Annotated in this window: 12 protein-coding genes; 8 read left to right on the top strand and 4 right to left on the bottom strand. The window is 68.6% G+C overall.

The annotated features are described in order from the left end of the window. The first annotated feature begins 12 nt into the window (after window positions 1–12). Both V6D00_03415 and prmC read left to right on the top strand, forming a co-directional pair. Window positions 13–1,425 (top strand): FAD-dependent oxidoreductase, encoded by a 1,413-nt coding sequence (locus tag V6D00_03415; protein HEY9898210.1) that lies wholly within the window; start codon window positions 13–15, stop codon window positions 1,423–1,425. Next, a complete protein-coding gene (prmC, locus tag V6D00_03410; GenBank protein ID HEY9898209.1) occupies window positions 1,422–2,330 on the top strand; it encodes a peptide chain release factor N(5)-glutamine methyltransferase in 909 nt (302 codons plus the stop codon). Before V6D00_03415 ends, prmC begins: the two co-directional genes overlap by 4 nt. 57 nt (window positions 2,331–2,387) lie before the next feature. On the opposite strand, the gene V6D00_03405 is transcribed toward prmC, so the two are convergent. The 4 genes from V6D00_03405 to V6D00_03390 form a co-directional block, all read right to left on the bottom strand. Continuing rightward, entirely contained in the window at window positions 2,388–2,858 is a 471-nt protein-coding gene (locus V6D00_03405) for a peroxiredoxin (protein ID HEY9898208.1), read from the bottom strand. A gap of 23 nt (window positions 2,859–2,881) precedes the next feature. After that, a complete protein-coding gene (locus V6D00_03400) occupies window positions 2,882–4,234 on the bottom strand; it encodes an NERD domain-containing protein (GenBank protein ID HEY9898207.1) in 1,353 nt (450 codons plus the stop codon). Between the two features lie 68 nt (window positions 4,235–4,302). Continuing rightward, the gene (locus V6D00_03395; protein ID HEY9898206.1) at window positions 4,303–5,856 is read right to left on the bottom strand and encodes a protein kinase; all 1,554 of its coding nucleotides are present in this window, start codon (window positions 5,854–5,856) and stop codon (window positions 4,303–4,305) included. A 185-nt stretch (window positions 5,857–6,041) separates the two neighbouring features. Continuing rightward, window positions 6,042–6,794, bottom strand: a complete 753-nt coding sequence (locus V6D00_03390) for a methyltransferase domain-containing protein (protein HEY9898205.1) — start codon at window positions 6,792–6,794, stop codon at window positions 6,042–6,044. A gap of 363 nt (window positions 6,795–7,157) precedes the next feature. On the opposite strand from V6D00_03390, the gene V6D00_03385 reads away from it, so the two are divergent. The 6 genes from V6D00_03385 (at window position 7,158) to V6D00_03360 (ending at window position 13,767) form a co-directional block, all read left to right on the top strand. After that, window positions 7,158–8,189, top strand: a complete 1,032-nt coding sequence (locus tag V6D00_03385) for a sigma-70 family RNA polymerase sigma factor (protein ID HEY9898204.1) — start codon at window positions 7,158–7,160, stop codon at window positions 8,187–8,189. Between the two features lie 132 nt (window positions 8,190–8,321). Then, a complete protein-coding gene (locus tag V6D00_03380) occupies window positions 8,322–8,792 on the top strand; it encodes a MarR family transcriptional regulator (protein HEY9898203.1) in 471 nt (156 codons plus the stop codon). Further along, window positions 8,779–9,933 (top strand): HlyD family secretion protein, encoded by a 1,155-nt coding sequence (locus V6D00_03375; GenBank protein ID HEY9898202.1) that lies wholly within the window; start codon window positions 8,779–8,781, stop codon window positions 9,931–9,933. Before V6D00_03380 ends, V6D00_03375 begins: the two co-directional genes overlap by 14 nt. 12 nt (window positions 9,934–9,945) lie before the next feature. Continuing rightward, window positions 9,946–11,541 carry a DHA2 family efflux MFS transporter permease subunit gene (locus V6D00_03370; GenBank protein ID HEY9898201.1) on the top strand — a complete coding sequence of 532 codons (1,596 nt, stop codon included), beginning with the start codon at window positions 9,946–9,948 and terminating at the stop codon, window positions 11,539–11,541. Between the two features lie 39 nt (window positions 11,542–11,580). Continuing rightward, complete coding sequence (locus tag V6D00_03365) at window positions 11,581–12,894, top strand: TolC family protein (protein HEY9898200.1); 1,314 nt, start codon at window positions 11,581–11,583, stop codon at window positions 12,892–12,894. A 39-nt stretch (window positions 12,895–12,933) separates the two neighbouring features. Beyond that, window positions 12,934–13,767 (top strand): NAD+ synthase, encoded by an 834-nt coding sequence (locus V6D00_03360; GenBank protein ID HEY9898199.1) that lies wholly within the window; start codon window positions 12,934–12,936, stop codon window positions 13,765–13,767. Window positions 13,768–13,853: the final 86 nt, after the last annotated feature.

The raw sequence follows: 13,853 nt of genomic DNA, 5'->3' as shown, positions 1-13,853 counted from the left end.
AAGCAGGAGCCAGTGAACACGCACCGGGATTTCGACCTCATCATCGTCGGCAGCGAGACGGAAGGCTGCCTCGCTGCGATCGCCGCCAGCCGCGCGGGCGCCAGGACCGCGCTCGTCGTCCCCCCCGGCAAGCTGCTGGGAGGCCTGCTCACCGAGTGCGGCCTGGCCTTCGTCGATCGCGACTCGCGCCACCTCACCGCTCCCGAGGCCTCGCCCCACGACGGCCTGTTCGGCCAGTTCCTCGCCGCGGCGGGAGTACCGCTCGTCAGCCTGGAGGCCGAGCGGGGCCACCGCACCCTGGCCGAGATGCTCTCGGCCTCGGGGGTCCAGCTCATCGCGGCCGCCTGGGAGACGCTCCTGGTCGAGGGGGCCCACGCGAGCGCCCTTCGCCTGAAGGGCGGCGAGACCATCTCGGCCAGGCACTTCATCGACGCGACCCCCGACGGGGATCTCTGCGAGACGGCGGGCATTCGCTTCGTGGACGGCTTCTCGGAGTACGGCATCGATCGCTACCTGGGGGTGAGCCCGCTGCCCGTCGTGCGCGGCGTGAGGCCCGAGACCATCGTCGAGGCCTGCGAGCGCCTCGCGGCGGACCCCGCCCTGGAGGCGCTGCGCGTCAAGACCTTCGCGGGTCGCAAGTTCCTGGATCTCGACCACGGCCCCGACTACATCCTGGTGGGCCCCCCGCACCTGGGCCTCGCCTACCAGCGCTGGCGCGAGGCCCACGGCTTCGAGACCCGCTACCCCTTCGAGGCCGACGGCTTCAACGTCGCCGTCATCGGGCCGGACGCGACCTCGTGGAACGGCCTCATCTACTTCAGCCAGGACCCGACCACCCTGCTCAGGCTCTCGCGAGAGGGCAGCGACGCCTTCTTCCGGCTCGAGGCCGCGCGCTTCGAGCGCTTCCTGCAGGACGAGCTCGGCTGGCGCGAGGCGCGAGTCGCGCTGCCGAACGGCGTCTACGTGCGCCAGACCCGGCACGCGCTCGGCACCCGGCACCGCCTGAGCCTCACCGAGATCGTCGAGAGCCGCGAGGCCGGCAGCGTCGGGACCTTCTGCTACTATCCCGACTTCAGGGGCTTCCGGGCCGTCGCGGTGCCCAACCCGCTGACCGCCCACGTGGTCCTGGAAGCGGGTCTCTTCCACGCGGTCCGCAACCTCGGCATCGCGAGCCGTGCCGGGGGCTACACCCCCTTCGCCCACTCGCTCTGCCGCCTGGTGCAGTACAACGTCACCCTGGGCACGGCCCTCGGCGTCGCGGCGGCGCTGGCCGAGCGCGACCTGGGAGGAGTCCCCCTGCTCGAGATCCGCGCCGAACTCGGCCGCCTGGGCATCCTCTCGGACGACCCCACCGGCCTGGAGCGCAACCGCAACGCCCTCTTCGCCCTGCGCAGCGATCCCATCCTCAAACTGGAGTCCGCATGACCACCTTCACCCTCAAAGCCCCCCTCGCCGTGGAGAGCGCCCCCACCATCGGCGACGCCCTTCACCGCGGCAGCGCCCACCTGCGCGAGGCCGGCGTCGGCACCGGCAACATCGAGGCGGCCCTGCTGCTCAGCATGGCCACCGGCCTCGATCGCCTGGGCCTCATCAACCACATGTCGCGCGAGCTGAGCGCCGGCGAGCTCGCCGAGTTCGAGGCGCTGATCAACCGCCGCAGCACCCGCGAGCCCCTGCAGCACATCACCGGCAAGACCGAGTTCATGGGCCTCGAGTTCGAGGTCTCCCCCGCCGTGCTGGTCCCGCGCCCCGACACCGAGATCCTGGTCGAGGCCGTGCTCGACCTCGAAGAGGCCGAGGGCGCGCGCGAAGGGGTGCTCATCGCGGACGTGGGAACGGGCAGCGGCGCGATCGCCGTCTCGCTCGCGAGCTACCTGAAGTACGCCCGCGTGGTCGCCGTCGAGCTCTCCTCCGAGGCTGCGTTGGTGGCCGAGGCCAACATCGCGCGGCACCAGGTGGGCGATCGCGTGGAGCTCGTCCTCGGCGACGGCCTCGGGCCGCTCAAGGCCCACGCCGGGGCGATCACCTACCTGGTGTCGAACCCGCCCTACATCCCGCAAGAGGACATCCCGGGCCTCGAGCCCGAGGTCAGGGACTTCGAGCCTCGCATGGCGCTCACCCCTCCCGGCGACGATCCCCTGGTGTGGTACAGGCGCTTCGCAGCGGAGGCCGGAGCGCTGCTCGCCCCTGACGGGGTGCTGGCCGTGGAGGTCGGCATCCACCAGGCCCAGCCCGTGAAGGCCCTGCTCGAGGCCCACGGCTGGCAAGACCTCTCGGTGCGCAGCGACCTGGGCGGTATCGAGCGAGTGGTCGTCGCCCGCAGACCGTGACCCCATCCACGCAAGAGAGGCCGCCCGAAATCGGGCGGCCTCTCTTGCGTGGCGGAGCTACGCCAGCGTGCCGTAGATGCGCGCGGCGTGGCCGGTGGCCTTGACGTTTCGGTAGCAGGCCTTTATGAGGCCGTCGGGGCCGATGACGAAGGTCGAGCGGATGACGCCGACGTAGACCTTGCCGTAGTTCTTCTTCTCGCCCCAGGCGCCGAACAGCTCCATCAGCTTGTTCTCGGTGTCGCTCAACAGGGCGAATCGCAGGCCGTACTTGGCCTGGAACTTGCGGTGGCGCTCCGGCGAGTCGGGGCTGACGCCCACCACGACGACCTTGTCGCCGTGCTCGCCCAGGCCGTCGCGAAAGTCGCAGGCCTCGGTGGTGCAGCCGGGGGTGTCGTCCTTGGGATAGAAGTAGAGGACCAGGTCCTTGCCGGGCACCAGCAGGTCGGCAAGACGGTACGCGCCCTCCTCGCCCCGCGCGTCGACACCGCGCAGGGTGAGATCGGGGATGGGGGATCCGACTTCGAGCATGGGGGTGAGGTTCCTTTCGACGATCAGGCGAGAATGGCGCGCAGGGCCTCGCGGAACTCCTGCATGGTCGCGAAGCGCGAGGCGGGCAGGGGCTGCATGGCCCTGGCGAGAGCCACACCGAGCGCCTCGGGCAGCTGAGGGTTCAGCTCGTGCGCGGGGGGGTTGGAGGTGCGGGAGATGAAGCTCTCGGGCTTCTGGCCCGTCACCAGGTGGTACAGGGTCGCGCCCAGGCCGTACACGTCGCTGCGCGGATCGGCGCCCGAGGCGTTGGTGAAGAGCTCGGGGGCCGAGTAGGCGGGGTCGCGGCCGTGGATCGCCTCGGTGAAGACGATCGAGGGATCGCCCTCGATGTGGGCCCCCGAGAAGTTGGTGACCTTGACGATCTCGTCCGAGACCCGGATGCTCGCGGGCGTCACGTTGCGGTGCACCACGGGGGGAGTGGCGTGGTGGGCGGCGTTCAGGCCGGCCGCGGCCTGGGCCGCATAGCCCAGGGCCTCGCGCCAGGAGAGCGAACCGATCTTGTCCACCAGGTTGAAGCCCTCGACCCACTCGGAGATGATGTAGAGGTTGCCCTCGTCCTCAAGCACGTCGAGGATGGTGACGAGGTTGGGGTGCGACAGCTTGGCGGTGGCCCGGGCCTCGCGCACCGCTCGGTTCTTCCAGAGCGCAAGCTTGTCCGGCGGCAGGTTGACGTCCGAGATCAGCTTCTTGATGAAGACCTGGCGCTCGGTGATGGCGTTGACGGCCTTGAACGAGACCGAGCGGGGCGAGCGCTTGAGGGTGGCCACGATGCCGTAGTTCTCGAAGGGCAGGCACTCCCCCTCTTCGAGGTTGCTGCCGACCAGGACCTGGCTGATCTCCTTGACCTGGGCGGCGGTCGCCTCGTGGCGCATGCGCTCGGCATCCGCCTGGATGACCGGCAAGAGGCGCTCCAGGGTCACCAGCTCGATGTCGGTCGGGTTCTCCACGTGAAGGGGCGTGTGGGGCGGCACGACGATGAGGGCCTTGGTCTTGAGCTTGCCCATCAGGCCCGAGTTCCAGCGCGAGAGGATGGTGTTGAGGGTCTTGGCCTTCATCTCGCAGCGCTGCAGGGGGTTCTCGATCTGGTGGGGGGGGTTGTTGTCCCGCTGGACCCGCCAGTTCTTCTGGTTGACGTGGCCGTGGACCTCCCCCTGCCAGTACTTGGTCTCGATGGCGTAGATGGCGTGCGTCGAGACCAGGATGATGTCGATCTCGATGTTGCTCTGCTTGTGGTAGAAGCCGGGCAGGATGACGTTGGTCAGCGCCACGTAGCCCTCGTTCAGGTGGCCGAGCGTGCGTGCGACGGTCTTCTCGAATTCGTTGACGGGGTTTCCGGCCACGATGATCTGGGCCATGGGGCGGGGGCTCCTTCCAGGCGGGGATGGGATGGGTCTCCCTTCATCCTACCCGGAAGGACGCCCGGTTACGCCAGCGAGCGCGCCACCACCTTGTGCCAGACCCCCTCCAGGGCGCGCTTGAAGCTCAGGGCGTCCGGATACCGGTCGGCCGGATTCTCCTCGAAGGCGCGCCGGATGATGGCGTCCAGCTCGGCCACCCAGCCGAGGTCGTCCGCAACGCCCGGGGTCGCCGCGACGGTCATGGCGATCGCGCGGCTCTGGGGAGTCAGGGGCCTGAAGTGCTCGGTGGGGATGAGGCCGAAGGTCCGGGGCCCCAGCCAGGGCTCGGTGGGCATCTCCCCGGTGATGAGGCGGTAGAGGGTCAGCCCCAGCGAGTAGAGGTCGGACGGCGCCTTGGCCTGGTTGGGGGCGGCGAACTGCTCGGGAGGCATGTAGGTGAAGGTGCCGATCGGCACGTTGGCGTCGAGCGTCAGGTTGGAGGTCCCGAGGGCGGCGTTCTTGGCGATGCCGAAGTCCAGGAGCTTGACGTGGCCCGTGTGCAGCGTGCGCATGACGTTGCTCGGCTTGATGTCCCGGTGCACGATTCCGCGGGCGTGGGCGAAGGCCAGCACGTCGCACAGGGCGATGCCGACCTCGAGCACCCGGTCCACGGGGAGGGGCGCGGCCTCCTCCAGGTTCTCGCCCTCGATCCACTCGGTCACCAGCATGGAGGGCTCCATGTAGTCGAAGACCTTGACCACCCCGTCGTGGTGGTTGGAGAGGGCGATGAGGCTCTGGACCTCCTTCTGGAAACGGGAGATGATGCCGTCGTGAGTGCCCACGCCGCTCGCCACCTGCTTGAGGGCGACCTGGCGCCCGAGGCGCGTGTCCTCGGCGCAGTAGAGGATCGAGTGCAGGCTGCTGCCCACCACCCTGAGGATGCGGTAGGGGCCCACCATCTCGCCCACCTCGCGCATTCGCACCCCCAAAGGGCCGTAGGTGATGGGGCCGGTCTGCTCCGCCCGGACGGCCTCCGCGGGCGCCGGGGGAGCTGGGCGCCGACGAGCCGAGACGCCGAACACCAGCGCCCCGGCGCCGAGGGTCAAGAGCGAGCCCAGGGCCACGTACAGCGGGGTCGGCGCCACCGGCGCCGGCGGCCGAGGAGCGGGCGAGGTGCTGGGTTCGGGCTGGATGGCGCCGGCCTGGATCTGGAAGATCAGCTCCTGGGCCGCGAGGCGCACCGCCGGATCGCGCCGGATCGCCTCGGTGCAGAGCGCGATCGCAGCCTCGGGCCGGTCCGCCATGGCCAGCACCCGCGCGACCGGCAGGTAGTTCCAGCCGTTCTCGGGCCAGGCCTCGATGGCGTCGTCGCCGTGGGAAATCGCGGCGTCGTAGCGCCCAAGCTGCGCGTACAGGCTCGCCAGGCGAAGGTGGGCCTCGCCGGCGCGCACCTTGGGGGCCGCCTTCAGGAGGGCCTCGAGCTGCGCGATCGCCGCCTCGTGCTTGCCCGAACCGATCAGGTCGTCCACCGCCTGCATGGCGTAGACCCAGGCGCGATCGCCCCTGACCTCCTCGGCCGCGAACGCAGGGGCCACCGCCCCGCCGGCGACGAGGGCGCAGGGGGCGATCGCGAGGGTCATGGCGAGGATGAGAGCGGCCTTCCCTGTCAATCCGGAGTCCTTCTTCGATCAGCCTTCGATCGGCACGCGGGCCCTTGCCTGAGCCATCATAACAAGCGCGAGCGCCACCTACCATGTACCCCGGTGGCTGGCGAGCTATACCGACGACCGGATGAAAAGCGGCAAGGCGAGCCGATCAGCCGGATTCAGGACCGGCGAGCCAGGTAGGCGATCCGGTAGGTCGAGGCGCTCACGGCGTTGAGGGTGAGGCAGTCGTAGGCGTTCAGGAGATCGAAGCCGGCGCGCTCCAGTGCCTCGCGGACCTCGAAGAGCGAGTAGCCGCGATGGTGGTGGGTCTCCTGGATGCGGCGGTAGAGGCCGGCTTCGCTCTCGGCGACGAAGTAGTCCACCTTGAGGGTGCCGACCCTCTCGCGCGGCTCGTAGGTGGAGCGCCAGATGCGGGCGTAGGCGTCCTCGACCCTGACCTCGGTCTCGTTGCCCCAGGCGGTCGCGACCGCGTACTCGGTGATGGCGTCGAACAGGAACAGGCCGCCCGGCGCCAGGTGCGCGCGCACCTGCTCGAAGGCCTTCTGGAGATCGTCGGGAACCAAAAGGTAGTTCACGGAGTCGTAGAAGCAGGTGGCCGCATCGAAGGTGCCTGAGAGCGAGAGCTCCCGGATGTCCTGGCAGCGCCAGCTCACCTCGGCGCCCCAGCGCGCGGCCTTGGCCCGCGCGAGCTCCAGCATGGCCTCGGACCGGTCCACGGCGGTGACGGAAAAGCCCCGGTTGGCGAAGGCCACCGCGGCCGAGCCGGTCCCGCAGGCCAGCTCGAGGACCGAGCGGGGCTCGTGCCCCGACAGCTCCCAGAGCTCGCGGGCATAGCCGACCATCCGCAGGCTGAAGCGGCTCTGGCCGGTGCGGTCGTAAACGGTGGAATAGGCGTCGTAGGGGGCTGACATGGCAGGTCGCCTGATACAAAAACGATCGGACGGGTACGATGAAGGACGCATCACCCCCCGCCGGGAAGGCCGGTATTAAATGATTTTTAAAGAATGATAAAGAACACGCTAGAAATCGGTTGGATTTATCTATATACTGAAAAGCTGCCGAGCTCTTCGCGCGAAAGACGGTGACACGCGTCACCTTTCCAGCGGGGCAAGGCGATCCGGGACGAGGGCATTATCCCCTGAGCAGGCGAATTTGGCAAACGGCCCGACCTTGCCTCGCCCAGCCGGCACCCCGAGCGGATCGTCCCGTCGCCACCGCGACACGAGGAGCGGCCACGCCAGTCCTAGCTGGCTTTACATATGAGGAGGTGCTAGTTGCCTAAGCTCGCCGGTGAAATGCTCGTTGAGATCGCCGCTCCGGTCCCCTTCGAGGAGGAGCCCCTCACCCACTCGCGCGACCTCGCCTTCAACAACGCCGAGGAAGAGCCCGAGGATCTCGACGCCACCGAGACGCCCGAAGAAGAAGTCGCCCTCACCAAGAAGATCAACGTCTCCACCACGGGCACTCACCACGAGCAGTCCGACGACTCCATCCGGATGTACCTGCAGGAGATCGGCCGCCGCCGCCTCCTGAGCCACCCCGAGGAGCTCGAGTTCGCCCGCCGGGTCGCCAACGGCGACGAGAAGGCCAAGCGCCAGCTGGTCGCGGCCAACCTTCGCCTGGTGGTCTCCATCGCCCGCAAGCACCTGGGCAGGGGCCTCTCCTTCCTCGATCTCATCCAGGAAGGCAACATGGGCCTGATGCGCGCCGCCGAGAAGTACGACTACCGCAAGGGCTTCAAGTTCTCGACCTACGCCACCTGGTGGATCCGGCAGGCCATCACCCGCGCGATCGCCGACCAGGGCCGCACCATCCGCGTGCCGGTCCACATGGTCGAGACCATCTCGCGCGTCAAGAAGACCATCCGCCTGATGAGCCAGAAGCTGGGCCGCGCCCCCAACGAGCACGAGGTCGCCGCCGAGCTCGCGATCACCGTCGAGAAGCTGCGCGAGATCACCAAGGCCGACCGCGAGCCCATCAGCCTGGAGACCCCCATCGGCAAGGACGACGACAGCCGCCTGGGCGACATCATCAAGGACCAGTACACCGCAAGCCCCCCCGCGACCGTCATGAACCGCATGCTGTCCGAGGACGTCCAGACCATGCTCGAGACTCACCTGACGGACCGCGAGCTGTACGTGGTGCGCCGGCGCTTCGGCCTCGACGGCGAGACCCAGCGCACCCTCGAGGGCATCGGCCACGACATGGGCGTCACCCGCGAGCGGGTCCGCCAGATCGAGGCAAAGGCCCTCCAGAAGCTGCGCAGCTCGGCCTTCAAGGAGCAGCTGCGCGGGTACCTCAGCTAAGACCCGTTCCAACCTCAACCCCCGGAGCCCGAGGCTCCGGGGGTTTTTCCTGGGCAGGCTTCAACTATTTTAACTTGTGAAATATTCTTGAGCTGGATATTTTAGTAATTGAAAGTTCAAGAGGAAGCGCCCATGCCATTTTCCGATCCCCGATCCGACCTGCTGAACGACCTGTTCGACGGCTTTCGCGGGCTGCGCAAGCTGCTCCACGGACTCATCGACCAGTACGGCCTGAACGTCTCCCACTACATGGCGCTCAAGCACCTGCAGCACCACGGGGCTCGCTCCATGAGCCAGCTGACCGACCTCCTGAACGTGACCCACGGCGCGAGCACCAGCGTGATCGATCGGCTCGCCTCGAGCGGCCTGGTGGAGCGCCAGCAATCCCCCCTCGATCGCAGGGTCGTGCAGGTCCACCTCACGCCCCAGGGCCAGGAGGTCCTCGCCGCGATCGTCGAGGAATCCATCAAGCGCCTCACGATGGTCTTCCAGGACCTCTCGGCCGATGACCGGGCGCAGCTGGCCCAGGGCCTCAAGATCTTCGCCACGTCCATCCGTACCGCCCACGCATCCCCTGACGGAGAGAACCATGCAAACTGCTGAATCCAGCGCCAACGGTAACGCCCCCACCCCCGTCGAGGACCTCAAGGTCACCTCGAAGCGCAAGCCGCCCGTCGTCCTGATGGGTGTCCTCGCCGTCGCCTTGGCGGTCGGCGGGGTGTACGGCGGCAAGTGGTGGACGCACCGCCAGGCCTTCGTCTCGACCGAGGACGCCCAGGTCGCGGGCAACCTGATCACCGTCAGCTCGCGCGTGCCGGGCCGCATCGCCCAGCTGCTGGTCGACGAGGGACAGCAGGTCGAGGCCGGCCAGGTGGTCGCCGTCCTCGACGAGACCGACTTCAAGGCCCAGCTCGCCCAGGCCGAGGCGGGCCTAGCGGTCGCCAGGACCGGCCTCAAGACCTCCGAGACCGGGGTCTCGCTCCAGAGCACCCAGACCTCGACCCAGATCGCCCAGGCCGAGTCCGCGGTGCGCGCCGCCCGCGCGGCCCTCAACACCGCCGAGGCCAACGCCGAGAAGGCCCACGCCGATCTCTCGCGCATCGAGCGCCTCTTCGCCGCGGGCGGCATCTCCCGGCAGGCCTATGAAGCGGCAAAGACCGGCGCCACCGCCGCCGAGTCGGGGGTGACCGCCGCCACGAGCCAGCTCAGCTCCGCCACGGAGGGGGTCCGCCTCGCCAACGCCGGCACCCAGGCCGTGACCATCAAGCGCGGCGGGGTCGAGACGGTCCAGGCCCAGATCGCCCAGGCCCAGGCCGCGGTCGACATGGCCAAGCTCCAGCTCTCGCACGCCACCCTCACCGCCCCGGTGTCGGGCGTCATCGCGCGCCGCATGAGCAACGTCGGCGAGCAGGTCTCGCCCGGCCAGGGCCTCTACTCGCTCACCGAGACCGACAAGGTCTGGATCGCGAGCTACATCGAGGAGACCTACATCCGCCGCGTCCAGCAGGGCGCCCCCGTGGACGTCCACATCGACGCCTACCCCGGCAAGACCTTCCACGGCAAGGTGCAGCAGGTCGGCTCGGTCACCGGCGGCCAGTTCTCGCTCCTGCCCGCCAACAACGCAGCAGGCAACTTCACCAAGGTCGTCCAGCGCATCCCGGTCAAGATCGCCGTCGAGGATCAGGGCCACCAGCTGAAGCCCGGCATGTCGGCCGTCATCGACATCGACGCCCGCACGCTGTAAGCAGGAGGCCCCATGGCCGTCACGACCCAGCGAAGGGGGCTCCCCAACCCCTTCGCCCACCTGATCACGGACCAGAACTACATGTGGTGGGCGGCCCTGCCGGTCATCATGGGCATGTTCATCGTCATCATCGACTCGAGCATCGTCAACGTGGCGCTGCCGCACATCATGGCGGCCTTCGGCTCCAACGTGGACGACATCGAGTGGATCTCGACGGGGTACATGCTCGCGGCCGCCGCCATGATGCCGACCACCGGCTTCCTGGCCGATCGCATCGGGCGAAAGAAGCTCTACGCCATCGCCATCTTCCTGTTCACCGTCACCTCCATGCTGTGCGGGGCCGCCTGGAGCGCCGAGAGCCTGATCTTCTTCCGGATCCTCCAGGGGATCGCGGGCGGCGCCATCCAGCCCGTCGGGCAGGCCATCGTCTTCGAGGCCTTCCCCCCGGAGAAGCGCGGCATGTCCATGGCCATCGTGGGGATCGGCGCCATGCTCGCCCCCACTCTGGGGCCCACCCTGGGGGGCTACCTGGTCGAGTACATCAACTGGCGCTGGATCTTCTACGTCAACCTCATCCCCGGCTTGATCGCGACCTTCATGGCCGCCTCGGTCCTGCGCGAGACCGTGCTCAAGAACGTCAAGATGGACGTCTGGGGCTTCGTCTCGATGGCGGTCTTCCTCTCGGCCTTCCTGGTGGGGGTCAGCGACGGCCACTCCAAGGGCTGGGACAGCCCCTACATCCTTGGCCTGTTCGCGGTAGCCGCCGTCAGCTTCGGGATCTTCCTGGTCGTCGAGCTGTGGCGCAAGGAGCCCCTCATCGACCTTCGCCTGTTCAGCAACTTCACCTACAGCGCGGGCACCGTCGCCTCGGTGGTGATGGGCGTCGGGCTGTTCGGGGGAATGTTCCTGCTGCCGGTCTTCCTGCAGACCGTCATGGGCTACGACGCGGTCAAGACGGGCCTCATCATGCTGCCTTCCGGCCTCACCGTCGGCCTCATGATGCCGATCGCGGGCATTCTCTCCAACCGGCTGGACCCACGGGTCCCGCTGATCGGTGGCCTCGGCCTGATGGGCCTCTCGCTGATCCTCCAGTCCCACATGACCCCCGAGACCCCTCTTGCGACCATCTACGGGTGGACCATCCTGCGCGGCATCGGCATGGGGCTCGCCTTCCCCAGCATGAACCAGACCGCCCTCGGGGCGGTCCCCATCCAGAAGATCGGGCAGGCCTCGGGCCTCTTCAACGTCACGCGCCAGATCGGCGGCAGCTTCGGCATCGCGATCCTCGCCACCATCCTGAGCCAGCGCACGGCCTTCCACACGGCGATCATCGGCCAGGACGCGGCCCGCAACGGCCTGGCGGGGCACGCCGTCGGCGCCCTCAAGGGCCTGATGATGAGCCACGGCTCGAACGCGCTCGTCGCCCAGCAGCAGGCCGGCGCCGTGATCGGCATGCTCGCGAGCAAACAAGCAGCCGTCCTCGCCTTCCAGGACACCTTCTGGATCTCGGGGATCGTCATGTTCGCGGGGGCCATCCCCGCCCTCTTCCTGGTCAAGCAGAAACACCGAGGCCAAGCGGGTCATGCCCCCATGGCCGTGATCGAGTAAGTCCTTTCTCTCCCCTCTCGGCACCGGAGGCCACTTTCCATGCACAACACCCTCACCAAGGGCCTTTCGCCCGTCATCGCCGCGGCGGCGCTCGTCGCCACGGCCCACCCTGCCCTGGCGGCCAGCCGTCCCCTCGACCTGAGCGCCGCGGTCTCGGCCGCCCTTTCCACCAGCCCCGCCGTCACGGCCGCCGAGGCCAGGATCGGCGCCGCCGATGCCCGGCAGGGCGAGGCCGGCGCCCGGATGCTGCCCACCGTGACCCTCAGCGCCACGCCGCTCCACATCGGCATCATCGACAGCAACCTGTCGCACATGCTCAAGGCGATGGCCCCGGGGCTCGACCTCGGCTTCATGCTCAGCGAGACCCTGAGCGTCACCCAGCCGCTCTACACCGGCGGTAGGCTCGGCCTGGGCCAGGAGGCCGCCGCGGCCGGCAAGGCCATGGCCCAGGAGGGCGCGCGCCTCTCGCGCCAGAGCGTCGCCTTCGACACCGCCAACGCCTACCTCAACGTGCTGCGCGCCGAGAGCCTTCTCACGGCGGTCCTCGAGAGCGATCGCCAGGCCCAGGCCCACTTCAAGGACGCCCAGGCCCGCGAGAAGAACGGGATCGGCACCCGCTTCGACACCCTGCAGGCCCAGACGGCGCTCGCCAACGTCAAGGGCCGGGTCATCCAGGCCCGCAACGCCGTCAAGCTCGCCCGACTGAGCCTCTCGACCGCCATCCACGAGCCCCTGGACGATCGCGCCCTTTTGGCTCCCAGCCTGCCGGCGGTGACGGCCGACGACGGCGCCGTCGAGAGCGGGATCCAGGCGCGCCCCGAGGTGAAGGTCGCCCAGGGCCAGCAGAGGATCGACGCGCTCAGCACCGAAATCACCCGCCGGGGGCTGCTGCCCACCGTGGGCGTGTCGGGGATGCTCCTGGCCAACAAGCTCGACGTGCCCGGCTACGCGATCATCGGCTCGGCCAGCTGGGAGCTCTTCGACGGAGGCAAGATCCACGCCCAGATCCGCGCCGGCGAGAAGACCCAGGAGGCGGACGCCGCCAACCTCCAGGCCCTGCGCGAAGGGATCCGGCTCGAGGTGGAGAAGGCGATCGCCGATCGCAGCGAGGCCAAGGAGCGGATCGCAGCCGCCGAGCAAGGGCTCAAGACCGCCCAGGCCGGCTTCGACCTGGCCCAGCTGCGCTACAGCGAGGGAGCCGGCACCGGCACCGAGGCCATCGACGCCGAGAGCACCGTGTCCCAGGCCCGCGCCACCTACATCCAGGCGACCTACGACGCCCTGGCCGCCGAGCTCAAGATCGCCAAGGCCCTCGGCCTGGACCTGGCCGGGATGCTGAACGGCAAGGCCTGAGGCTGGACGCGCGCGAGCATCGGACCGTAAGATAAGGGAATGAGCGACAACCAGCATCCCCTGACCCTCAACGCGCCACTCTGCACCGCCTTCCTCGAGCGCTTCCTCGTCAACGAGGTGACCAAGGTGGGCTTCAAGCGGGTGGTGCTCGGTCTCTCCGGCGGCATCGACTCGGCGCTCGCGGCCTACCTGGCCGCGCGGGCGCTCGGTCCCGAGGCGGTGAGCGTCATCGCCATGCCCTACAAGACGAGCAACCCCGAGAGCCTGGCCCACGCCCGGCTGGTCGCCGACGACCTGGGCCTTTCGCTCTTGACCGAGGAAATCACCCCGATGGTGGACGCCTTCTACGCCGGCCACCCGGACGCGAGCGCCATGCGGCGCGGCAACTTCATGGCTCGCCAGCGCATGTGCATCCTCTACGACCACTCGGCGCTGGTGAACGGCCTGGTGATCGGCACCTCCAACAAGACCGAGCTGCTCCTGGGCTACGGCACCCAGCACGGGGACCTGGCCTCGGCCCTCAACCCCCTGGGCGACCTCTACAAGACCCAGGTCCGCCAGCTCTCGCGGCACGTGGGCGTGCCTTCGGCCATCATCGACAAGCCGCCTTCGGCGGACCTGTTCGAAGGGCAGAGCGACGAGGCGGATCTCGGCTTCACCTACGACGAGGTCGATCGCTTGCTCTATCACCTGGTGGACCTGCGCAAGAGTCGCGAGGAGGTCCTCGCCCTGGGCTTCTCGGGCGAGATGCTCAAGACGGTCGAGAAGCGCATCCGCCAGAACCACTTCAAGCGCCGGCCGCCGGTGCTGCCCAAGATCTCGAACCGCACCCTGGACAAGGACTTCCACTACCTGAGGGACTGGGGAGTCTAACGCGGGCTCCTACAGGGAAGGCTACCAAGGGATCGCGTCCCCGTGAGCATCCCGTTTGCCCTGAAAAGGCCCGTCATCCCGGCGAA

The organism is Pantanalinema sp. (assembly GCA_036704125.1).
Classification (GTDB): domain Bacteria; phylum Cyanobacteriota; class Sericytochromatia; order S15B-MN24; family UBA4093; genus JAGIBK01.
This window is presented reverse-complemented; position numbering and strand designations above follow the sequence as displayed.